The sequence below is a fragment of the Burkholderia sp. E168m22 genome, from assembly GCF_001319805.1.
Classification (GTDB): Bacteria; Pseudomonadota; Gammaproteobacteria; order Burkholderiales; family Burkholderiaceae; genus Burkholderia; species Burkholderia orbicola.
Window position 1 is genome coordinate 160,988 of sequence record NZ_BBSK01000101.1, and the last position, 21,131, is coordinate 182,118.

General features: G+C 67.0%; 21 protein-coding genes. 13 read left to right on the plus strand and 8 right to left on the minus strand.

The features are described 5' to 3' along the window. From AP428_RS23295 to AP428_RS23305, 3 genes are all read right to left on the minus strand, one after another. The gene (locus AP428_RS23295; RefSeq protein ID WP_011548238.1) at positions 1 to 312 is read right to left on the minus strand and encodes a hypothetical protein; all 312 of its coding nucleotides are present in this window, start codon (positions 310 to 312) and stop codon (positions 1 to 3) included. 44 nt (positions 313 to 356) lie between these two features. Continuing rightward, positions 357 to 2,054, minus strand: a complete 1,698-nt coding sequence (locus AP428_RS23300) for a methyl-accepting chemotaxis protein (protein WP_011548239.1) — start codon at positions 2,052 to 2,054, stop codon at positions 357 to 359. A gap of 168 nt (positions 2,055 to 2,222) precedes the next feature. Further along, the gene (locus tag AP428_RS23305) at positions 2,223 to 3,113 is read right to left on the minus strand and encodes a LysR family transcriptional regulator (RefSeq protein WP_011548240.1); all 891 of its coding nucleotides are present in this window, start codon (positions 3,111 to 3,113) and stop codon (positions 2,223 to 2,225) included. Positions 3,114 to 3,204: 91 nt separating this feature from the next. Here AP428_RS23305 and AP428_RS23310 point away from each other — a divergent pair, with 91 nt between their 5' ends. Genes AP428_RS23310 through catC form a run of 3 tightly spaced genes read left to right on the plus strand, consistent with a single transcriptional unit; the run spans position 3,205 to position 5,607 of the window. After that, on the plus strand, positions 3,205 to 4,338 hold the full coding sequence (locus AP428_RS23310; protein ID WP_011548241.1) for a muconate/chloromuconate family cycloisomerase: 1,134 nt from the start codon (positions 3,205 to 3,207) through the stop codon (positions 4,336 to 4,338). A 32-nt stretch (positions 4,339 to 4,370) separates the two neighbouring features. Next, positions 4,371 to 5,273 (plus strand): catechol 1,2-dioxygenase, encoded by a 903-nt coding sequence (catA, locus tag AP428_RS23315; RefSeq protein WP_006479533.1) that lies wholly within the window; start codon positions 4,371 to 4,373, stop codon positions 5,271 to 5,273. A 43-nt stretch (positions 5,274 to 5,316) separates the two neighbouring features. Further along, the gene (gene catC / locus AP428_RS23320; RefSeq protein ID WP_006479534.1) at positions 5,317 to 5,607 is read left to right on the plus strand and encodes a muconolactone Delta-isomerase; all 291 of its coding nucleotides are present in this window, start codon (positions 5,317 to 5,319) and stop codon (positions 5,605 to 5,607) included. Between the two features lie 180 nt (positions 5,608 to 5,787). Here the strand turns inward: catC and AP428_RS23325 are convergent, their stop codons facing one another. Continuing rightward, positions 5,788 to 6,567: an NAD(P)H-dependent oxidoreductase gene (locus AP428_RS23325; RefSeq protein ID WP_011548243.1), complete on the minus strand. Its 780-nt coding sequence runs from the start codon at positions 6,565 to 6,567 to the stop codon at positions 5,788 to 5,790. 86 nt (positions 6,568 to 6,653) lie between these two features. Between AP428_RS23325 and AP428_RS23330 the strand changes: the two genes are divergently transcribed. Both AP428_RS23330 and AP428_RS23335 read left to right on the plus strand, forming a co-directional pair. Continuing rightward, the gene (locus AP428_RS23330) at positions 6,654 to 7,547 is read left to right on the plus strand and encodes a LysR family transcriptional regulator (protein WP_011548244.1); all 894 of its coding nucleotides are present in this window, start codon (positions 6,654 to 6,656) and stop codon (positions 7,545 to 7,547) included. Positions 7,548 to 7,725: 178 nt separating this feature from the next. After that, positions 7,726 to 8,130 (plus strand): DUF2471 family protein, encoded by a 405-nt coding sequence (locus AP428_RS23335; RefSeq protein WP_006479558.1) that lies wholly within the window; start codon positions 7,726 to 7,728, stop codon positions 8,128 to 8,130. Between the two features lie 184 nt (positions 8,131 to 8,314). On the opposite strand, the gene AP428_RS23340 is transcribed toward AP428_RS23335, so the two are convergent. Then, positions 8,315 to 10,348: an NADPH-dependent 2,4-dienoyl-CoA reductase gene (locus tag AP428_RS23340; RefSeq protein WP_011548245.1), complete on the minus strand. Its 2,034-nt coding sequence runs from the start codon at positions 10,346 to 10,348 to the stop codon at positions 8,315 to 8,317. Positions 10,349 to 10,423: 75 nt separating this feature from the next. Between AP428_RS23340 and AP428_RS23345 the strand changes: the two genes are divergently transcribed. From AP428_RS23345 to AP428_RS23355, 3 genes are all read left to right on the plus strand, one after another. Next, a complete protein-coding gene (locus AP428_RS23345; RefSeq protein ID WP_011694666.1) occupies positions 10,424 to 11,494 on the plus strand; it encodes an AraC family transcriptional regulator in 1,071 nt (356 codons plus the stop codon). Positions 11,495 to 11,703: 209 nt separating this feature from the next. Next, on the plus strand, positions 11,704 to 12,249 hold the full coding sequence (locus AP428_RS23350; protein ID WP_226132273.1) for a hypothetical protein: 546 nt from the start codon (positions 11,704 to 11,706) through the stop codon (positions 12,247 to 12,249). Positions 12,250 to 12,398: 149 nt separating this feature from the next. After that, the gene (locus AP428_RS23355) at positions 12,399 to 12,848 is read left to right on the plus strand and encodes a hypothetical protein (protein ID WP_227745918.1); all 450 of its coding nucleotides are present in this window, start codon (positions 12,399 to 12,401) and stop codon (positions 12,846 to 12,848) included. Positions 12,849 to 12,947: 99 nt separating this feature from the next. Here AP428_RS23355 and AP428_RS23360 read toward each other — a convergent pair whose 3' ends face one another. From AP428_RS23360 to AP428_RS23370, 3 genes are all read right to left on the minus strand, one after another. Further along, positions 12,948 to 13,427, minus strand: a complete 480-nt coding sequence (locus tag AP428_RS23360) for an aconitase X swivel domain-containing protein (RefSeq protein ID WP_011694665.1) — start codon at positions 13,425 to 13,427, stop codon at positions 12,948 to 12,950. Further along, complete coding sequence (locus tag AP428_RS23365) at positions 13,420 to 14,667, minus strand: aconitase X (RefSeq protein ID WP_011548250.1); 1,248 nt, start codon at positions 14,665 to 14,667, stop codon at positions 13,420 to 13,422. Before AP428_RS23365 ends, AP428_RS23360 begins: the two co-directional genes overlap by 8 nt. Before the next feature lie 206 nt (positions 14,668 to 14,873). Then, on the minus strand, positions 14,874 to 15,302 hold the full coding sequence (locus AP428_RS23370) for a MarR family winged helix-turn-helix transcriptional regulator (RefSeq protein ID WP_011548251.1): 429 nt from the start codon (positions 15,300 to 15,302) through the stop codon (positions 14,874 to 14,876). 92 nt (positions 15,303 to 15,394) lie between these two features. Here AP428_RS23370 and AP428_RS23375 point away from each other — a divergent pair, with 92 nt between their 5' ends. The 5 genes from AP428_RS23375 (at position 15,395) to AP428_RS23395 (ending at position 21,062) form a co-directional block, all read left to right on the plus strand. Continuing rightward, on the plus strand, positions 15,395 to 16,315 hold the full coding sequence (locus tag AP428_RS23375; protein ID WP_011548252.1) for a LysR family transcriptional regulator: 921 nt from the start codon (positions 15,395 to 15,397) through the stop codon (positions 16,313 to 16,315). A gap of 109 nt (positions 16,316 to 16,424) precedes the next feature. Next, on the plus strand, positions 16,425 to 16,856 hold the full coding sequence (locus tag AP428_RS23380) for a MarR family winged helix-turn-helix transcriptional regulator (protein ID WP_011548253.1): 432 nt from the start codon (positions 16,425 to 16,427) through the stop codon (positions 16,854 to 16,856). 63 nt (positions 16,857 to 16,919) lie between these two features. After that, the gene (locus AP428_RS23385; protein WP_011548254.1) at positions 16,920 to 18,014 is read left to right on the plus strand and encodes an HlyD family secretion protein; all 1,095 of its coding nucleotides are present in this window, start codon (positions 16,920 to 16,922) and stop codon (positions 18,012 to 18,014) included. A 13-nt stretch (positions 18,015 to 18,027) separates the two neighbouring features. After that, positions 18,028 to 19,602 carry a DHA2 family efflux MFS transporter permease subunit gene (locus AP428_RS23390; protein WP_011548255.1) on the plus strand — a complete coding sequence of 525 codons (1,575 nt, stop codon included), beginning with the start codon at positions 18,028 to 18,030 and terminating at the stop codon, positions 19,600 to 19,602. 17 nt (positions 19,603 to 19,619) lie between these two features. Next, entirely contained in the window at positions 19,620 to 21,062 is a 1,443-nt protein-coding gene (locus AP428_RS23395; protein ID WP_011548256.1) for an efflux transporter outer membrane subunit, read from the plus strand. Positions 21,063 to 21,131 lie beyond the last annotated feature (69 nt).

A 21,131-nucleotide genomic window follows, 5' to 3' on the forward strand; every position in this document is an offset into this window, starting at 1 on the left:
CTACGCCCGCGGTCCGCGCCGCGGCACGGCATTCGTCGCCGTATCCGCGGACGGCCGGCGCGCAGCCTCGAGCCGTGCCGCCGCGCACGCGAGCGCCCCTTCGATCCGTTCGAGCATCGTGCGCGTGGCCTCGCTGCGCGGACTCGCGCGCAGCAACAGCCCCAGCCACTTCAGCCGCCGTGCGAGCATCGGCACGACCAGCGTCCGGACGATCAGCCGTTGATCCCCGTCCGACGGATCGAAACGCACGCATGCGTCGACGAGCGCATCGAGCGTGAGTACCACGTGAGCAGAACGCGTCGAGCCTTTCAAGGGTCGATACTCCCGTCGCAGCAGGCTGCGAACCGTTATCCCGATCAAAATGCCTTCCAGTCGACGGCTCCGCCCGCGACAGGGACGCTCAGCCCTGCCGCCAGCGGCTCCACCACCGGCGGTTTCGTCGGCGCGAGGGCGAGCGCGGATGCCGGCGCAGGCGCGACCGACGTCACGGCCGGCACATCGACGGCATTCGGGGCGAGCTTGAACGTGGCCATCGCCGCCTGCAGGCGGCCGGCCTGCTCCTCGAGCGAATGCGCCGCCGCGGCTGCCTGCTCGACGAGCGCCGCGTTCTGCTGCGTCACCTGGTCCATCTGCTCGATCGCCAGATTGACCTGCCCGATCCCCTGGCTCTGCTCCCGCGAGGCCGCCGCGATTTCGGCGACGATATCGGACACCTGCTTGATCGCGAGCTTCACGTCCCCCATCGTCGCGCCGACGCCCGTGGCCTGCTGCGCGCTGTCCCGGATCATCGACACCGACGCGCCGATCAGTTCCTTGATCTCCTTCGCGGCGGCCGCCGAGCGCTGCGCGAGGCTGCGCACCTCGCTCGCGACCACCGCGAAGCCGCGCCCCTGCTCGCCGGCGCGCGCGGCCTCCACCGCGGCGTTGAGCGCGAGGATGTTGGTCTGGAACGCGATGCCCTCGATGACGCCCGTGATGTCGGAAACCTGGCTGGAACTGCTGCTGATCTGCCCGATCGTCGCGACCATGCTCTGCACGGCATCGTTGCCGGCATCGGCCATGCCGGTTGCGCGCGTCGCCAGCGTATTGGCCTGCTGCGCGTTGTCGGCGTTCTGCCTCACGGTCTCGGTCAGTTGCGTCATGCTCGACGCGGTTTCCTCGAGCGACGCGGCCTGCTCTTCCGTGCGGGCCGACAGATCGGCATTGCCGCTCGCGATCTGGCGCGACGCGACCGCCACCGCTTCCGCGCTGCGCTTGATGCCGCGCACCGTCGTACCCAGCTGCCGGTCCATCGTCGCCAGCGCCCCGAGCAACCGGCCGAATTCATCGTGCGAAGCGATGTCGATCCGGTTGTCCAGCGACCCGCCGGCGATTTCGTCGGCCACGCTCACGGCCTGCCCGAGCGGCGTCGAGATGTGTCGCATCAGGTGCGCGGACACCCACGCCGCGACCAGCACGCCGATGCCGATCAGGCCGATCGCGATCCACAAGATCATGACGAAGGTCGACGCGCTGTCATCGACGAACGACTTCGCCTGATCGATGTTCAGGGCGATGTCGTCGTCGAGCGCCTGCTTGAGCGCGCCGGCGGCGGGCGCCAGCCGGTCGATCGCCGCCGTGGCGGCATCGCGGTCCCCGCCGTCCACCGCTGCGAGGGCCGCGTCCACGCCGGCCCGGAACCGGGGCAGCACGTCGCGAATGCGGTCGGCGATGCGCTGCTCCTTCTCGCTCGTGATCGATTGGCCGTAGTAGCGGTTCCATATCGTGTCGAGACGGCGTTGCTCGGCACGCGTCTCGTCGATCCCGCTCCGGAGCCGCGCGGGATCGCGCTCGGACGACGCCCCACGCAGCCGCAGCTGCGTCTCGAAGGTCGCGGCGCGAATTTCCGACAACTCGCTGATCGGCAAGGTATTGCCCGTATAGGCATCGTGGACGTTCGCATTCAGCCTCGACAGGCCGAACAGCCCGAACACGCCGATGGCGACCATGAGCGCGACACACGCGGCAAGCGCGAAAAAGATCCTGAACTTTATGCTTTTCCCAAATCGGCTCACGCTGCTCTCCTCGAATGTTCCAGGTCGATACGGAGCGGGAAACCCCGCGTCCAACCCTGTTTACGGAGAGCAGCCTTGCCGGTTTATCCGGCACGGGCAGGATAGAAAAAACCATGTGCGGCAATAATCGGCCCGCACGGCGAGCGTTTTTGGGCCGTCCGGCAGCCGTCACGCGGCCGGCACGATCATCTCCCGCGCAATCGCGCAAAACGCGGCCGTGGCCGCGCTTTCGCCGTGCAGACGACGGCTCATGATGATCGGCGACGTCGCGCCCGGCTCCGGCAGCCGCCGGTAGACGACGCCCTTCACGCGCACGCCCTCGACGCTCTCCGGCACCAGCGACACGCCCACCTGCGCGGCCACGAGCCCGAGCGCGGTCTGCAGCTCGCGCACCTCGTGCACGGCCGCCGGCACGACCGCGCCGTCGCGCAGCGCCGACAACTGCTGATCGGCGAAGCTCGGCCGCGGCGTGCTCGGGTAGACGATCATCGTCTCGTTCGCGAGATCCGCGAGCGTCAGCGGCCGAGCCGGATCGGCGAGCCGATGCCCGGCCGGCAGCGCCGCGATCAGCTTTTCCTCGATCAGCGCCTCGCGCACCAGCTGGTCGTCGTCGAAGCGCAGGCGGCCGAACCCCACGTCGATCCGCCCGCCCTTCAGCGCGCCGAGCTGTTCGAGCGTGAACATTTCGATCAGCGACAGCTCGACGTCCGGCTGCGCCTCGCGAAACGCACGGATCACATCCGGCAGCGCGCCGTACAGCGCCGACGGCACGAAGCCGATCACGATCCGCTCCGACAGTTGCGCGAGCCGTCGCGTGAGCGGCCCCAGTTCGTCGGCCTGGTCGACCAGACGTTTCGCCTGCGCATAGAACACGCGCCCGGCATCGGTCAGTTTCAGCGGCCGTGCGCCACGCTCGAACAGCGGCAGCCCGATCTCCTCCTCGATCGCCTGGAGCTGGCGGCTCAGCGGCGGCTGCGTCATGTGCAGCCGCTCCGCCGCCCGCGTGATGTTCATTTCCTCGGCGACGGCGATGAAGTAACGGAGCTGACGCAATTCCATTTCATGCCTCAAAGGTATGGAAGTAGTCGGAAAGAGTGTTGGACGACGCGGGGCCGGAATTCCTACCATGTGCACCAACAGGAGGAATCGCATGATAGCAACTGCCGCCACCATCGAACGCATCGAGACGCTGCTGGTCGACGTGCCGACGATCCGGCCCCACAAATTGTCGGTCGCGACGATGAATTGCCAGACCCTCGTGCTGGTCCGCGTTCGATGCACGGACGGTATCGAAGGCGTCGGCGAGGCGACGACCATCGGCGGCCTCGCCTATGGCGAGGAGAGCCCCGAAAGCATCAAGGTCAACATCGACACCTACTTCGCGCCGCTGCTGCAGGGCCTGGACGCGACGCGTCCGGGCGCCGCGCTGGCGCGGGCGCGCAAGCTGTTCCAGGGCAACCGCTTCGCGAAGTGCGCGATCGAGACCGCGCTGTTCGACGCGCAGGCGCGGCGCCTGGGCGTGCCGCTGTCCGAGCTGTTCGGCGGGCGCCGGACCGATACGGTCGATGTCGCGTGGACACTCGCGAGCGGCGACACGCAGCGCGACATCGCGGAAGCCGAAGCGATGCTCGACGCCCGCCGCCATCGCGCGTTCAAGCTGAAGATCGGCTCGAACGCGGTCGCCGACGACGTGGCGCACGTGGTCGCGATCAAGCGCGCGCTCGGCGAGCGCGGCGACGTGCGGGTCGACGTGAACCAGGCGTGGAGCGAAACCGACGCGATCTGGGCCGGCGCGCGGCTGGCCGACGCCGGCGTGAGCCTCGTCGAGCAGCCGATCGCCGCGACCAACCGCGCGGGGCTGAAACGCCTCACGCAGCTCGCGCAGGTGCCGATCATGGCCGACGAGGCGCTGCACGGCGCCGTCGATGCGTTCGCGCTCGCGCAGGATCGCGCGGCCGACGTGTTCGCGGTGAAGATCGCGCAATCGGGCGGCCTGCAGGGCGCGGCGAGCGTCGCGTCGATCGCCGCGGCGGCCGGCATCGAACTGTACGGCGGCACGATGCTCGAAGGCGCGGCCGGCACGATGGCGTCCGCGCAACTGTTCAGCACGTTCGACTCGCTGAAATGGGGCACCGAACTGTTCGGCCCGCTGCTGCTCACCGAGGAGATCCTCGTCGAGCCGCTGCGTTACGAGGATTTCAAGCTGCATCTGCCGGCGACGCCCGGCCTCGGCATCACCTTCGACTGGGCCCGCATCGAACGGATGCGACGCGGCGCCCGCTGATCCCCACACGACAACCGACACCGGAGACACAGATGAACAAGCAAGCCATCGACGCCCTGCTGAAGACCTTCGACGACGCCGCCGAGAAGCCCGGCAACCCGCGCGTGCGCGCGATCGTCAACCGGATCGTGAAGGACATCTGCTACACGATCGAGGACTTCGACGTGCAGCCGAGCGAATTCTGGACGGCCCTGAACTACCTGAACGAAGCCGGCCGCGAATTCGGGCTGATCGCCGCGGGCCTCGGCCTCGAACGCTTCCTCGACGTGCGGATGGACGAAGCCGAGGCAAAGGCCGGCATCCAGGGCGGCACGCCGCGCACGATCGAAGGGCCGCTGTACGTCGCCGGCGCGCCGGAATCGGTCGGCCACGCGCGGCTCGACGACGGCACCGATCCGGGCCAGACGCTGATCATGCGCGGCCGGGTGCTCGGCCAGGACGGCGCACCGCTCGCGAACGCGCTGGTCGAGGTGTGGCATGCGAACCATCTGGGCAATTACTCGTACTTCGACGCGTCGCAGCCCGCGTTCAACCTGCGCCGCTCGATCCGCACCGATGCCGAAGGCCGCTACAGCTTCCGCAGCGTGCTGCCGGTCGGCTACAGCGTGCCGCCGGGCAGCAAGACCGAGCAACTGCTCGACCAGCTCGGCCGCCACGGCCATCGTCCGGCGCACATCCACTTCTTCGTTTCGGCGGACGGTTATCGTAAGCTGACGACGCAGATCAACATCGATGGCGATCCGCATCTGTGGGACGACTTCGCATTCGCGACGCGCGACGGGCTGATCCCGCCGGTCAGGCAGGCAGAGGGCGCGGAAGGCAAGCCGTACGGCGTCGACGGGCAGTTCGCGCTGATCGACTTCGACTTCTCGCTGCTCAAGGACAAGCAGGACGTGCCGGGCAGCGAAGTCGAGCGGGCCCGCGCGCAGGCGTGAGCGCCCTTCCCGTTCGACGAATCGACAACGCAAGGAGTGCAGGATGCTGTTTCATGTGGAAATGACCGTTCGCCTGCCGGCGGACATGGACCCGGTGAAGGCGGCCACGCTGAAGGCCGAAGAAAAGGCGATGTGCCAGCGGCTGATGAACGAAGGCGTCTGGCGCCATCTGTGGCGGATCGCCGGGCAGTATGCGAACGTCAGCATCTTCGACGTCGAAAGCGTGCAGCAGCTGCATGACGTGCTGAGCCAGCTGCCGCTGTTTCCGTATATGGAGATGGAGGTGCGGGCGCTGTGCCGGCATCCGTCTTCGGTGCGGGACGACGATCGGTAAGCAACGGTGAATCGCGGCCGTGCCCCACGGCCGCGAGGTGCCACGAGATGCCACGAGAAGCACGACCCGGGCGGCCGGCGATGTCACGCAGGCCGGCCGGGTCGTTTGCATTCCGCGTTTGGCATCTTGCATTTGGCGGCGGTTGTCCGTGCCGCCCTGCCTCGGGGTGTGCAGTAACCGTCAGGCGGTCAAATGCGCGGCGAACCCCACTTTCCCCGGCGCGATGTCCTCCTTCAGCGTCAGCGCCGGAATCTCGTAATCGCCCGCGTTCTGCCGGCGGAACGGAATCGGCGGTGTGGTCCACAGATCGTTCAGACGCTGGCCGAGCGCCGTACACGTCTGGTCGAAACGCGCGGCGTTCATCTTGCCCGTCCGGTAGATCACGAACGGCGGCAGCACGTCGAACCCCGGGTAATACAGCACGCCGTGCTGGATCGGGAACAGCAAGTCGTCGATCGGCCCGTTGATGCCGCGCCGGCTGTAGTGCGATTCCCACCCGCCCGTCGTGACGACGATCATCGCCCGCTTGCCTGCCAACATCCCTTCGCCGTAGCGGTCGCCCCAGTGCGTATCGGAATGTTCGCCGACGCCGTACGCGAAACCGTACGCATATACGCGCTCGAACCAGCCCTTCATGATCGCCGGCATCGAGAACCACCACAGCGGAAACTGCAGGATCACCGCGTCGGCCCACTTCAGCTTGTCCTGCTCGCGTGCGATGTCTTCGCTTTGCGTACCCGCTGCGAACGCGCGCTTCGAATCGAGCGACGGATCGAATCGCGCATCGGGTACACGATCGGTCACGTCGTTCGGATCCAGCGTCGCCTTCCAGTTCATCGCATACAGGTCGCTCACCTGCACCGCGTGGCCGGCCGCTTCGAGATGCGCGACGGCGAAATCGCGCAGCGCGCCGTTCAGCGAACGCGGCTCGGGATGGGCATACACGATCAGCACATTCATGTTCGTCACTCCGTGGATTGAATGACTGCAGGATGCGGCTTTCAACGGTATATTTGAAATGAATTCCTGATATCCCAGGTATAGCCATGAATAATCTCAGACGGCTCGATCTGAACCTGCTCGTCACGCTGGACGTGCTGCTCGCCGAGCACAACGTCACGCGCGCGGCCGAGAAGCTGAACATGTCGCAGCCGTCGGTCAGCGTGCAGCTGCAGAAACTGCGCGACGTGTTCGGCGATCCGCTGCTGTTGCCCGGCCCGCGCGGGATGCGGCCGACCGCGCGCGCGGAAGCGCTGCGCGAGCCGTTGCGCAATGCGCTCGAAGCGGTCGAGCGCGCGGTGATCCCGGCCACGCCGTTCGATCCCGCGACCGCGACGCACACGTGGCGCGTGGCCGCGACCGACTACGGCGAATCGACGATCGTGCTGCCCGCGCTGCGCACGCTGCGTTCGACCGCGCCCGGCACGCGGCTCGCCGTCGTCGAACTCGTGCCGCCGCGCATCGAGCAGGATGCCGAACGAAACGGCATCGACCTGGCCTTCCATACGACGGAAGGGTCGCCGCCCGGCATGCGGCGCCTGCCGCTGTTCGTCGAGCGCTACGTGCTGATCGGCCGCGCCGGTCATCCGAAGCTGAAGCGGCGCCCGACGCTCGCGCAGTTCGCCACGCTCGAACACGTGATCGTGTCGCCCGACGGCGGCGGCTTCTTCGGCGTGACGGACGAAGTGCTCGCGAAGGCAGGGGCCACGCGGCGCGTCGTGCTGTCGGTGCCGCACTTCCTGTTCGTGATGTCGGCCGTCGCGAGCACCGATCTCGTCGCGATGCTGCCCGAGCGGCTGGTGCGCGACGTGCCCGCGCTGCGCGTGGTGGACGCACCGGTCGAGGTGCCCGGCTATGAAATGTCGATGCTGTGGCACGAGCGCGTGCATCGCGATCCCGCGCATCGGTGGTTGCGGGAGACGATTGCGGCGGCGGTGTAGATCGTCCGCCCGATCGATGCGATCGCCCGCGTCGAGCGTCGAGCGTCGAGCGCCGACGCACGAAATTCTGCATTCGGGGCTTGAAACCGCGCTGAACACTGTATATATTTACAGTGCTTTTGCACCATTTGACCCGAATTCCGTCATCCACAGACGAACGGACTTTTGTGAGGCGACCATGTTCCAGGCTTCCGCATTCGATCCCGAGCAACCCGGTTTCAATCCCGTCCACTTCGAGCGCGCCGCGCAGCGGGCGGTCGTCGATCTGCAGCGTGTCGCGGGCGGCCCCGCGCAGCGGGCGCTCGGTCTGCGCCGCCGCACCCACCCGGCGGCCGTTCGCACGATGAGCTGGCAGGCGCTGCTGAACGTCGAGGAGCTGGCGTTCTCGAATCCCGGCTTCCTGAACCGCAACGATCCGGCCGTCGTCGACGCATTCATCCGGCTGCGTGGCAGCCGGCTGGTTGCCGCAGACGTCGAGGAGCCGGTCGACTGGCGCCGCGACGATGATGACCTTCCGGCCATCTACCTGATCGTCAAGGCGATGCTCGAAGCGGAAGAGGAAGAGCGGGCCGAAGCGGCCTGAGCCGCGCCGGTCGATTGCGGGCACGGTCTGCCGGGCTCGCGCCGCCATATTGCATGGTGGCGCGGCAGCTCGTTATGGTTCTGCACCCGCGAATCGGCGCATCAGGCGGCGAGCCGCGAACCGTCGCGTAAGCCGCTCGTCGCCACGCGACGATCAGCCGAATGACCGTCGCAGCACCCGCCCGTTACAGCCGCGCCGCCAGCCGCGCGCCCTGATCGATCGCGCGCTTCGCGTCGAGTTCGGCGGCCAGTTCCGCGCCGCCGATCAGGTGCACCGAGCGCCCGGCCGCCTGCAGCGGCGCGAGCAACGCGCGCTGCGGCTCCTGTCCTGTGCAGAGCACGATCGTATCGGCTTCGATTAGCTCGTGATCGGTGCGCTGCTCGCCGTACGACACATGCAGCCCGCGCGCGTCGATCAACTCATAGTTCACACCGCCAATCATCTTCACCTGCTTCATCTTCAACGTCGCACGGCGAATCCAGCCGGTCGTCTTGCCGAGCCCCTTGCCGAGCGGCGCGGCCTTGCGCTGCAGCAGCGTCACTTCCCGCGTCGGCGCCGACACCTGCGCACGCGTCACGCCGCCGCGCGTCGTGGCCGGGTCGGTCACGCCCCACTCGGCTTTCCATTCATCCAGATCGAGTGCCGGCGACTCGCCCTCCTGCACCAGATACTCGGCGACATCGAAGCCGATCCCGCCCGCGCCCACCACCGCGACCCGCCGGCCGACCGGCTGTTTGCCCGCGAGCACGTCGATATAGCTGAACACGTTCGGCCCGTCCTGCCCCGGAATCTTCGGGTCGCGCGGCGCGACGCCGGTCGCGAGCACGATCTCGTCGTAGCCACCCGCGATCAGGTCGCTCGCATCGACGCGGCGGTTCAGGTGCAGTTTCACGCCGGTCAGTTCGACCTGCCGGCCGAAGTAGCTCAGCGCTTCGTGAAATTCCTCCTTGCCCGGAATCCGCTTCGCCATGTTGAACTGGCCGCCGATCTCGGCCGCGCCGTCGAACAGGTCGACCTGATGGCCGCGCTGCGCGAGCACGGTCGAGCACGCGAGCCCGGCCGGCCCCGCGCCGACCACCGCGATGCGCTTCGGCTGCGGCGCGGGCGTGTATTTCAGCTCCGTCTCGTGGCACGCGCGCGGATTCAGCAGGCACGACGCGATCTTGTTCTTGAACGCATGATCGAGGCACGCCTGATTGCAGCCGATGCAGGTGTTGATCTCGTCGGCACGGCCCTGCGCGGCCTTGACGACGAACTCGGCATCCGCGAGCAGCGGGCGCGCCATCGACACCATGTCCGCGCAGCCGTCCGCGAGAATCTGCTCGGCCACTTCGGGCCGGTTGATCCGGTTGGTCGTCACGAGCGGGATGCCGACCTCGCCCTTCATCTTCTTCGTCACCCACGCGAACGCGCCGCGCGGCACCGACGTCGCGATCGTCGGCACGCGCGCCTCGTGCCAGCCGATCCCCGTGTTGATGATCGTCGCGCCGGCCCGTTCGACCACTTTCGCGAGCTGCACGGTTTCGCTCCAGTCGCTGCCGTCCGGAATCAGGTCGAGCATCGACAGCCGGTAGATCAGGATGAAGTCGCGGCCGACCGCTTCGCGTGTGCGCTCTACGATCTCGATCGGCAGGCGGATGCGGTTCTCGTACGAACCGCCCCACTGGTCGGTGCGCTTGTTCGTATGCATCGAGATGAACTGGTTGATCAGGTAGCCCTCGGAGCCCATGATCTCGACGCCGTCGTAACCGGCCTCGCGTGCCAGCGTCGCGCAGCGCACGAACGCGCGGATCTGCCGCTCGACGCCGCGCGCGCTCAGTTCGTGCGGCGCGAACGGCGAAATCGGCGACTTGATCTTCGACGGCGCGACCGCGAACGGGTGATAACCGTAGCGCCCCGTATGCAGGATCTGCAGCGCGATCTTGCCGTCCTCCGCGTGCACGGCGCCGGTGATCTCGCGATGCCGGCGCGCGGCGGCCGACGTCATCAGCGTGCCGCCGAACGGCTTGGTCCAGCCGGCCACGTTCGGCGCGAAGCCGCCCGTCACGATCAGGCCGACCCCGCCGCGCGCGCGCTCGGCGAAATATTCAGCGAGGCGCGGCAGCGTCTTGCGGCTGTCCTCGAGGCCGGTGTGCATCGAGCCCATCAGCACGCGATTCTTCAGCGTCGTGAAGCCGAGATCGAGCGGGGCGAGCAGGTGGGGAAAGGGTGTCGTCATGATGATTCGGCCAATAAGCGATGCCTGCCATCGTAGGCGCGCGCCGCCTTGAACGTGAGGGGGCAAACAGCCATAATGCTTGTCATTTTCGGCCAAATCGACATGACTTCCCCGTCTCGCAAGGATCGCCTCGGGCTGCGCCGCCCGACCATTCCGGTCGCCTATACACGCCTGCTGCTGCAGGCGCTGGCCGCACGCGGCGTCGACCTGGCCGCCGTGCGGGCCGGCACGGGCCTGCGCGACGCGGTGCTGGCCGAACCGGACGCGCGCGTCGCGCCGTCGCAATGGGGGCGGCTGGTGCTCAACGCGATCGAAATCGGCGGCGATCCGGGCATCGGGCTCGCGTTCGGGCTGCTGCTGAAACCGACCGTGCACGGCTTTCTCGGCTACGCGACGCTGACCGCGCGGGACATCCGCGAAGCGCTGTCGGTCATGCAGCGCTACTTCCGGATGCGGAATCGCCAATACCGGCTGACTTACGCGGAAGACGCGCGCGGCGCGACGCTCGAACTGCACGGCGTGCAGGCGAACCCCGTGCTGCAGCACCACGTGATGTTCGAATTCGTGCTGACGGGGCTCGCGCAGAACATCTCGCAATGGTCCGGCCGCGCATCACCGCCGATCAGGCTGCAATTCGCGTGGCCGGAGCCCGCGTATTTCGCACGCTATCGCGACCAGTTGCCGCCGGTGGCATTCGGCTGCGCGGCCAACGCGCTGTGGATCGCGCGCGACGTGCTCGACTGGCCGCTGCCGCTCGCCGACGAAGTCGCGCACCGGCAGGCGCTCGTGCAGGTGGAACGCGAATATGCGCAGGTGCGGCAGGAGGAAGGCGATCTGGTCGAGCGCGTGCGGGCGGAACTGGCGCGCGCCGCCGGGGATTATCCGGGGCCGGACATGCTCGCCGACGCGCTGCTCGTGTCGACGCGCACGCTGCGGCGCCGGCTGGAAGAAGCCGGATCAAGCTATCGGCAATTGCTCGACGAAGCGCGGTTTCGCGACGCCAGGCAGTTGCTCGCCGCGTCGGATCTCGATCTGAAAACGATCGCCGAACGGCTGCAGTTCACCGACCCGGCGAATTTCACGCGCGCGTTCCGGCGCTGGGCCGGGCAGACGCCGAGCGCATTTCGGGAAGCGGCTGCGAGGTGATGGCGTCGGCAGTGACCCGGCACCGGCGCGAATAACGCCGAACCGCCGCCGGCGGCACGGTGCGGGTGCGGGGGCGGCTGCGCGCGAATTCAGTGCCACGCGCCGGGCAACCCGTCGCCCGGCAATGCCGGACGGTCGGCCGAAAGCGGTGGCGTATGATGGGCGCCACATCAAAACGACGTCGCGCGGACCCGCGCCCTCTCCGACCCATGCCCAATCGCACCACCCTGATCGAGGCCACGATCGACCGCGTCGATACCAACCTCATCCGAGTCAAGGCCAATGTCAGGAAGAACCCGCCATACCGTTTGACGATGCAGAACGTCTGCTACTTCGTCACGGCCAACGACGTCGACGAAGAAGCATTCAAGCAGATCGAGAAACTGAGGCCCGGCATGTCGGTGCGCGCCTGCACATTCGAGCATCGCGGCCGTCGCCGGATCGCGTGGATCAGGAGCGGCAGCCTTGCCATCGCGCCGTACGACGTGCGCGCGCAAAAGCGACGGAACCTGTCGCTGCTCGCCTGGGCGTCGTGCCTGGTCGTGCTGAGCCTGGGTACCGCTGCCGCGGCACTCCATTCGGGTTGGGCGTTCACCTCGGCACTGGCCACCGTCGTGTCCATCGTCGGTCTGGTGGGCGACCTGGTCGCCATCGGCGGCTTGTCCGACCTGATCTTCCAGCCGCAGCGACGCGAAGCCCAGGATTGCTGGCTAGGCGAACCGTCCGGTTTCAGCGCGGAGCGCAGCGGCCCATGACGAACCACGACATGCAGACCGTATCCGGCCGCGTGACGGCAATCAGCCAGCAATCGATCGAGACGAAGGTCTGGAGCAACAACCTGGGCACGACGACGCAAAGTATCGAGGAAATCACGCTCAAACTCGATTCGCTCGCGTCCCCCCTCGTGTTCAGGACCAACCGGACGACGCGCCTGTTCATCGCCGATGGCGATCGATTGAATGTCGCCTATGTCGGCGACCAGGATCGCCAGAGCGTCTACGGCATTCGCAACATGACCGACGGTTCGGCTTATCTGCTGCGCCCCGCCAAAGTCGCCGGCGCCCGAACCGACCTTTTCGTCATGCTCATTTGCGTGATCGGCGCGGCCGTCGTCAGCGGAATCGTATCCGTGGTGACGCTCAGCATGGAATCGATGTTCGACGTGTTTGCGCTGATCAGCGCGAGTGTAATCGGCTTGTGCGTGCTGAGCGCGATCCTGCGCATCCTGTTCGGCGTGATCGTGTGGCCCGAAATCAGAAGATTGGCGCAGCCGGGCGGCAAACGCGAAATGAACGCGGCGGCTCAAGCGCTGTCGCTCACGCAGGAAGAAACCCGACACGTGCGCTTCATCTGACCGGGACAGGTGCGGCTACCGCGCGGCGAACGACGCTGCTCGCTCCGGATCGCATCGCCGCGGCCACCGCCTGACTCGCCGTCAGCGCGCGCCGGTCGTTCAGGTCAAACCGGATCCGCCCGAACGAGCATCAGTGCCCAGATGAATCCGCGCGCCGCCGTCCCCCTCGCCCGTTTCGATCCGCACGTCGCCCGTGGCAGCGACGATCGCGTCGTATACCTCATCGCTCACGCACACCACCGGCACCGCGATCGCATACAACTCGGCGGCCACGATCGCGCCGATCGAGATGATCAAATCGCGTTCCTTCAGCACGATCCCGACCGGCCCCGTACCGTTGCGCACCGCTTCCGCTAGCACGCTGCTGCTCGAACTCGAGCCCTTCGCGTGCGGCATCACCATCACCTTGCCGGCGAGGCTCGCGCCGGCCTGCGGATGCCCGCGATCGACGATCCTGCCCGCGCCCGAGTCGTAGCCGCCCCAGAAGCTGAGCGGCTTGTCGAGCACGAAAGGCCGCGCGCACGCGCTGCCCGGCACGAGCGTGTCGCCCGTCAAGAATGTGCCCGTCGTTTCAGTCATCGAATCGCACCTTGCCTTCGTACGCGGACCGCACGCATTCGCGCATGCTGCCGTACGCCACCGTCACGCCGATGTTCGCGGGCGCATACGACGCCCATTTCCCCGAGTTGGTCATCACCAGCCCCGACAACTGCTTCATCACCGGCGTGATGTACGTGCAGGTATCGACGACGATCTGCACGCCGCGCGCGGCGAATTTCTCCGCGAGGCCGGCTTCCTCCAGCTCCCACAGAATGAAGCGGCTCGTGTTCACGTAGAAATCGCAGGCCGGCTTGCCGTCGAACGCGTCGAGCAACGTGTCGAGCGTGCGGAATTCGGCCAGCGAGAAATGCGGCGTGCCGAGCGCGACCGCGACGAGCGCGTCGCCGGCCGCACCGTGATTCAGCGTGCGGCGAATCTCGTCGAGATCGGCCATCGCGATATCGACCCTGCGCTGCGCCGCGCGGCCGTGCAACGCGGCGTCGAGCGTCGGCGCCTCGGGCGTCACGCCGACCGCATGGAACAGCGCGACGGCGCCGCTCGACGCGGCGGCCGCGCCGAGCGCCTTGAGTTCGTCCTCGGTGGTGTCGGCCGGCAGCCCGACGATCGCCGGCACGACCGCCCCCGCGATCTTGCCGACCGCCAGGCCAAGCGCGGCGAAATAGATATCGCGCGACGGCAGGCCGCTGAAATCGGGCGCATTGAACACGATCCGCGCGGCGCGGTTCGCGTCGACATGCAGCCCCGCGTACGGCGCGCGCCCGGTGATCGCGGCGGCCAAGTCGAGAAAATCGCCGTAGCGGCTCGTGCGCGCGCCGAGTACCGAATTCGCGAACACGATCGCATTCGATTCGGCCCACGCGATCTGCTCGCCCAGCGCGGGACGATTCTTCAGTTGATATGGCGCGCACGTGAAGCTCGATTCGCAGCCGAGCAGCAAATGCGCGTCCATCAGGCGCTGCGCATCGCGCTGGATCGTGCGGTCGCCGTGGTACAGCTCGGGATGGATCAGGTCGAGCGACCCGACGTTCAAGGTGGTCGGCACCGCGACCTTCGCGCCCGTGTCGACGAAATAGTCGACGAAGTCGAGGCTCGTCTGGCCGTGATACAGACAGCCGTCGATATGGGCAGACGTAATGTCGATCAGGTGCGGCGCGGACATCACTTGCGCGGTGCGCACGACGATCCGCATCGCGCGGGCGACGCCGTCGCCGAAATCCCCGCGCAACATCGCGTCGTCGCGGTCGCTCAACTGCAGCATCGGTTGCTCCTCGTGACGCGTGCACCGGCGGCGGTGCCGGTTCATGAATTCAGTCAGAGGACTCTACAACTGGAAATAAAAACTGTCCAGATCGCCTTCAATCCGGATAGCAATGAAACCAATTTTCTCAACCAAATGCTCCCAAGGCGACCAATGGCTTGAATTCCGCACCAGTTGGTCGTCCCACCGAACCGTCCGCCCCTCGCCTAGCGTTCCGCAGTCAGACTGAACAACTCGTTGCGCAACGCCTTCGCCCGCTCGCGGCCGAACTGCGTGTCGAATTCGTCCTGCGCGGCCTGCCACGCGACTTTCGCCTGCGCGAACGTGCGTTCGCCGAGCTTCGTGAGGTGCAGCGCATGCGCACGCGCATCGTGCTCCGACGCCGCCGTCGACACGAAACCGTCGCGCTGCAACGGCTTCAGCGCACGCAGCAAGGTCGTGCGATCCATCACGAGCATCTCGGCGAGTTCGCTCATCAGCAGACCGGGATGGCGCGTGAGGTTCGCCATGATCGAGAACTGGGCGGGCGTGACGCCGACCGGGGCCAGATGGTGTTCGTACAGTTGCGTGACGAAGCGCGCCGCCTGACGCAGCGCGAGACAGTTGCACGCCTGGGCAATCGAGGTGTCGTTCATGTTCGGCAATCTATATGTGCATATGCATAAAGTCAATGTACACTCCGCCGTAACAGCGGCCGGCGGCCGGCCATCGCGTCAAGGAGACGGACATGGACTACATCGACAAGCTGCGCATCTTCCGGTCCGTGGTGGAAATGCGCAGCTTCACGCGCGCCGCCGACATGCACGGCCTCGCGCGGCCCGTCGTATCGCGTGCGGTCGCGGATCTGGAGGCGCGTTTCGGCAGCCGATTGCTGCACCGGACGACCCGCCAGGTATCGCTGACCGAGACGGCCGAGCGCATCTACGAGCGTTGCGCGGCCGTGCTCGACGAGCTCGACGCGCTGGAAGTGGAAGCGCAGACGCACACGCGCGAGCCCGAAGGCCTGCTGCGCCTCGTCGCGCATACGACGGCCGCGCTGAACCGGCTCGTGCCGCTGATCGCCGGCTTCAAGAGCGCGCATCCGAACGTACGCCTCGACGTCACGCTGACCGAGCGCCCGGTCGATCTGGTCGGAGAAGGCTACGACATCGGCATCGTCGTGCCGTACATGCTGACGAGCGAATCGACCGTCGTGCGGCTGGTCGAGCGCATTCCGGTCGTGATCGTCGCGACGCCTGCGTATTTGCAAGCACATGCGCGCCCCGAGACGCCGGCCGACCTCGCCAATCATCCGTTCGTGCCGATTTCGCCGTCGCTGCGCCGCCCGGCGCTGTCGTTCCGGGTCGACGGCAACCTGCTCACCGTGCCGTTCCGTTTCGACATCTCGTCGAACAGCCCCGTGTTCAACCGCGAAATGGTCATGCACGACTTCGGCATCGGCGTCGTCCCGAAAACGCTCGTCCAGGCCGAACTCGCGTCGGGTGCGCTCGTGCAGTTGCTGGAAGACGCCGATCTCGTCGACGCGTTCGTCGAAATCAAGCTCGCCTACGCGAACCGCGCGCTGCTGCCCGCGAAGGTGAAGGCGTTCATCGACTACACGGCCGCGTACTGCGACCGCGAAGGCTGGATCGTTCCGGCAGCGGCGTGACGCCGGATGCGCGAATGCGCGTTTCCGACGCCGATTGATACAGCCACGACACCAATCTGATCCCGCCGCGCCCCTCGCTTCGCGCCGCCTCGCCACCTAACATGTGCACATGCACAAGACCACGCTCACCGATGACGATTGCTTCGCGGTCCGGCAAGCCGCCCGGCGGATCTCGCAGTTCTATGAGCGCTACCTGTCGCGGGCGGGCGTCACGCCGTCGCAGTACAGCATCCTCGCGCTGCTGCGCGAGCGGCCCGGCCTGACGATGGCGACGCTGTCGAACGTGCTGGTGATCGAACGTACCGCGCTGTTGCGCGCGCTCAAGCCGCTCGTCGGCGCGGCGCTGGTGACGGGGCGGATCGAACCGCCATGCCGCGGTCAGACGTTTGCACTGACCGCGCACGGCGAAACGAAGGTGGCCGATGCGCACGTGCACTGGCTCGCCGCGCAGGAAGCGTTCGAGCGGTGCTTCGGGTCGACGCAGGCGGCCCGCCTCAGAGACGAATTGTTCCGGATCACGCACAACCTGCCAGAACGCTAGCCCTTCCCCGATCGACGTCGTACCGTCGATCGTTTTGATAAGTGCATATACATAGGTGAATCGATGGATACGACCCAAGACGCTGCCTCGTCACGCGAAGCAGCCACAACCGAGCGGCCCGCGAAGCAGCAACGCCGCGTGCCGTGGATGCGCATCGCGGTGGGCGCCGTCGTCGTCGTGGTCGCGGCCGCCGTGCTCGACTGGCTGTTCGTGCTGCGCTTCCAGGAAAGCACCGACGATGCGTACGTCGGCGGCGACGTGACCGTGCTCGCGCCGAAGGTCAACGGCTTCGTCGACAAGATCCTCGTGACCGACAACCAGCGCGTGAAGGCCGGCGACGTGCTCGTGCAGCTCGATGCGCGCGACTACGACGCGAAGCTCGCGCAGGCCAGCGCCGAAGTCGACAGCGCGCGCTCCGCCGTGACCGAACTCGAAGCGAAGCAGCAACTGCAATTCGCGGTGATCGGCCAGCACGCGGCGGACAAGAACGCGTCGTCGGCCGAACTGACGCGCGCCGCGTCGGACCGCGTGCGCTATCGCGAATTGGTGAAGTCGGACGCCGTATCGAACCAGATCGTCGAGCGCGCGGATGCCGATTACTCGAAGGCCGGCGCCGCCGTCGAACGCAGCGACGCCGCGCTGCTCGCGTCGAAGCGCCAGCTCGACGTGCTCGGCGCGCAGCTCGCCGATGCGCGGGCCCGCGTGAACACCGCGCTCGCCGCGCAGCGCGTCGCGGCGCTCAACGTCGAATACACGACGATCCGCTCGCCGGTCGACGGTTACGTCGGCAACCGCACGGGCCGCGTCGGGATGCTCGCGAACGTCGGCGTGCCGCTGCTGACCGTCGTGCCGGCCTCCGGCCTGTGGATCGACGCGAACTTCAAGGAAGACCAGCTGCGCAAGATGCGCGCGGGAGACCGCGTCGACGTCGCGCTCGATGCGTCGAGCACGCGCCTGCACGGCCGCGTCGACAGCCTGGCGCCCGCGACCGGCGCGACCTTCAGCGTGCTGCCGCCCGAGAACGCGACCGGCAACTTCACGAAGATCGTCCAGCGCGTGCCGGTGCGCGTGCATCTCGATCCGCAGCCCGGCATCGAACACGTGCTGCGCCCCGGCCTGTCCGCGGTCGTGACCGTGCATACCGACCACCAGCACTGAGCGGGAGCCGACGATGACCACCGCGTTTTCCGGCGACCCCGCGTCGCAACCGACCAAACAGCGCGTGTTCGCGTTCGCGCTGATGTGCGTCGGCTTCTTCATGGCGACGCTCGACATCCAGATCGTCGCGTCGTCGCTGCGCGACATCGGCGGCGGGCTGTCCGCGAGCCAGGACGAACTGTCGTGGGTGCAGACCGCGTACCTGATCGCCGAGATCATCGTGATCCCGATGTCGGGCTGGCTGTCGAAGGTGATGTCGACCCGCTGGCTGTTCGCCGCGTCGGCCGTCGGCTTCACGATCACCAGCATGCTGTGCGGGCTCGCGTGGGACATCAACTCGATGATCCTGTTTCGCGGGCTGCAGGGCGCGCTCGGCGCCGCGATGATCCCGACCGTGTTCACCACCGCGTTCGTGCTGTTCCCCGGCAGGCAGCGGCTGATCGCGTCGACGACCATCGGCGCGCTCGCGTCGCTCGCGCCGGCGATCGGCCCCGTGATCGGTGGCTGGATCACCGACCAATGGTCATGGCACTGGCTGTTCTACCTGAACCTCGTGCCGGGCATCGCGGTGGCCGTGCTCGTGCCGCGCTACGTGCATATCGACGCGCCCGATCTCAGCCTGATCAAGCGCGGCGACTATCTCGGCATCCTGCTGATGTCCGGCTTCCTCGGCTGCCTCGAGTACGTGCTCGAGGAAGGCCCGCGCAAGAACTGGTTCGGCGACGATGCGATCGTGATCTGCGCGTGGATCTCCGGCATCTGCGGCTTCCTGTTCATCGTGCATGCGCTGACCGCGAAAGACCCGATCGTCGACCTGCGCGCGCTGGCCGTGCGCAACTTCGGGATCGGCAGCCTGCTGTCGTTCGTGACCGGCATCGGCATCTTCGTGACCGTGTTCCTGACGCCGCTGTTTCTCGCGCAGGTGCGTGCGTTCAGCTCGCTGCAGATCGGTATCGCGCTGCTGTCGGTCGGCGCGTTCCAGTTGATCGCGCTGTGTGCGTATGCGTTCGCCGCGCGCTACGTCAGCATGCGTGCGCTGCTCGTGTTCGGGCTGATCTGCTTCGGCCTCGGCTGCTACCTGTACACGCCGATCACACACGACTGGGGCTGGCAGGAACTGCTGCTGCCGCAGGCGCTGCGCGGCATCGGCCAGCAGTTCAGCGTGCCGCCGATCGTGACGATGGCGCTCGGCTCGCTGCCGCAATCGCGCCTGAAATCGGCGAGCGGGTTGTTCAACCTGATGCGTAACCTCGGCGGCGCGATCGGTATCGCCGTGAGCGCGACGATGCTCAACGACCGGCTGAATTTTCACTATCTGCGCCTGAACGAGCACGTGAGCGCCGGCGAGCCGCAGGTCGCGTCGCTGCTCGATCGCCAGGCCGCGTACTGGGGATCGGTGGCAGGCAATACGCTGAACACCGCGCAGGCCGGGCTCGCGAACTTGCATCGGCTGATCTATCGCGAAGCGCTCACGTTGACCTATGCGGATGCGTACTACGCGCTATCGCTGTGCTTCGTCGTCGCGCTGCTTGCCGTCGTGTTTTCCAAACCCATTACGTTGAACGCGCCGCCGCCGGACGCGCACTGAGGCCAAGGATCGTCATCATGAAGAAGCTACTCGTCGCGCTGGCCGTCAGCGCATTCGCCGCCGGGTGTGCGGTGCAGCCCGCGCAGCATCCGGCGCTGAACGACTCCGTCCAGACGCTCGCGCCCACCGCGTGGGATACCGACGTGCCGCGCGCGGACATCGATGCCGCCGCCTGGTGGGCGCAGTTCCACGACCCCGTGCTCGACCGGCTGATCGCGACCGTGCTCGACGGCAACCTCGATCTGCAGGCCGCCGCCGAACGCGTGAAGCAGGCGCAGGCGCTGACCGTGCAGAAGCGCGCGGTGCTGCTGCCCGAACTCGACGCGACTGCGCACGCGGCCAACGCGCGGCAGAACACGCCGCCGCCGCTCGGTTATGTGCGGCAGGCTGGTGCGGGGCTTGCGCTGAGCTGGTCGCCCGATGTGTTCGGCGGTGAACGGCTCGATCTGCTGGCCGCTCAAGCGGAGTTGGTCGGGCAAAAGCATGCGGAAGATGCGATGCGCCTCGCGCTCGCGGCCGATGCGGCATCCGCGTATGTCGATCTGCGCTGGGCGCAGCAGGAACTGAAGATCCTGCAGGAAAACGCGAAGATCCGGCAGCATGCGCTCGAACTCACGCGCAAGCGGCAGGCGTTCGGGCTGTCGACGGAACTCGACGTGACGCGTGCGCAGAACCAGCTCGATGCGCTCGAAGCCAGGATTCCGCCGACGCAGGCGCAGATTTCGCATCAGCTGAATCTGATCGCCGTGTATTCGGGGCGGACGCCGGAATCGGTCGATCGGCTCGTGTTGGCGCAGGCTGGGGAGATTCCCGCGCCGCCGGTTGGCGCGCCAGGGACGCTGCCTTCGCAGGCGTTGTTGCGGCGGCCGGATGTGCTGACTGCCTATGCGCAGGTCGAGCGGCGTGCCGCGCAAGTCGGTGTGGCGAAGGCCGAGCGGTATCCGAAGTTTTCGTTGAACCTGACGGACGGGATTCTGGCGGCTTCCTATCTCGGGTTGCCGACGTTGACCGATAACCTGTTCAGCGCGGCACTGAGCGCGACGAGCCCGATCTTCAACGCGGGACGGATTACCGCCGATATCTCGCAAAGCGAAAGCCGGATGCGCGAGTCGGAACTCGGGTTACGGCAGACGATGCTGCAAGCGCTGCGGGAAGTCGAGGATGCGCGCGCGAATCTCGTCAGTTCCGATGAGGCGACGCGAAGGCTGGGTAGCGCATTGGCGGCTTCCGATAAAGCGCTTGGGTTGGCGAATCAGCTTTATAAGGGCGGCGCGACGGATTTTCTGGACGTGCTGTCGGCGCAGGAGGTTTATCTGCGGGATTCGGATTCGCTCAATCAGGTCAAGCGCGAGCACGCGCTGGCGGCGGTGGCGTTGTATCGGTCGCTTGGGGGTGGGTGGAGCAGGAATGACGCGGCGGGGGGAACACAGACGGAAACTGACGCTGTGGCGAAAAACTAGGCGGGATCACGATGCGGGAGCCTGTCAGACTTTTAGTGTGCCGAGGTCATGAAACGATAACGGAACTAA

Bases quoted from the DNA above. Each gene is read 5' to 3' on its own strand.
- AP428_RS23305 (WP_011548240.1), bottom strand. From the start codon at position 3,113: ATGGAATTGCGTCAGCTCCGTTACTTCATCGCCGTCGCCGAGGAAATG.
- AP428_RS23310 (WP_011548241.1), top strand. From the start codon at position 3,205: ATGATAGCAACTGCCGCCACCATCGAACGCATCGAGACGCTGCTGGTC.
- catA (WP_006479533.1), top strand. From the start codon at position 4,371: ATGAACAAGCAAGCCATCGACGCCCTGCTGAAGACCTTCGACGACGCC.
- catC (WP_006479534.1), top strand. From the start codon at position 5,317: ATGCTGTTTCATGTGGAAATGACCGTTCGCCTGCCGGCGGACATGGAC.
- AP428_RS23325 (WP_011548243.1), bottom strand. From the start codon at position 6,567: ATGAATGTGCTGATCGTGTATGCCCATCCCGAGCCGCGTTCGCTGAAC.
- AP428_RS23330 (WP_011548244.1), top strand. From the start codon at position 6,654: ATGAATAATCTCAGACGGCTCGATCTGAACCTGCTCGTCACGCTGGAC.
- AP428_RS23335 (WP_006479558.1), top strand. From the start codon at position 7,726: ATGTTCCAGGCTTCCGCATTCGATCCCGAGCAACCCGGTTTCAATCCC.
- AP428_RS23340 (WP_011548245.1), bottom strand. From the start codon at position 10,348: ATGACGACACCCTTTCCCCACCTGCTCGCCCCGCTCGATCTCGGCTTC.
- AP428_RS23345 (WP_011694666.1), top strand. From the start codon at position 10,424: ATGCTTGTCATTTTCGGCCAAATCGACATGACTTCCCCGTCTCGCAAG.
- AP428_RS23350 (WP_226132273.1), top strand. From the start codon at position 11,704: ATGCCCAATCGCACCACCCTGATCGAGGCCACGATCGACCGCGTCGAT.
- AP428_RS23360 (WP_011694665.1), bottom strand. From the start codon at position 13,427: ATGACTGAAACGACGGGCACATTCTTGACGGGCGACACGCTCGTGCCG.
- AP428_RS23365 (WP_011548250.1), bottom strand. From the start codon at position 14,667: ATGCTGCAGTTGAGCGACCGCGACGACGCGATGTTGCGCGGGGATTTC.
- AP428_RS23370 (WP_011548251.1), bottom strand. From the start codon at position 15,302: ATGAACGACACCTCGATTGCCCAGGCGTGCAACTGTCTCGCGCTGCGT.
- AP428_RS23375 (WP_011548252.1), top strand. From the start codon at position 15,395: ATGGACTACATCGACAAGCTGCGCATCTTCCGGTCCGTGGTGGAAATG.
- AP428_RS23380 (WP_011548253.1), top strand. From the start codon at position 16,425: ATGCACAAGACCACGCTCACCGATGACGATTGCTTCGCGGTCCGGCAA.
- AP428_RS23385 (WP_011548254.1), top strand. From the start codon at position 16,920: ATGGATACGACCCAAGACGCTGCCTCGTCACGCGAAGCAGCCACAACC.
- AP428_RS23390 (WP_011548255.1), top strand. From the start codon at position 18,028: ATGACCACCGCGTTTTCCGGCGACCCCGCGTCGCAACCGACCAAACAG.
- AP428_RS23395 (WP_011548256.1), top strand. From the start codon at position 19,620: ATGAAGAAGCTACTCGTCGCGCTGGCCGTCAGCGCATTCGCCGCCGGG.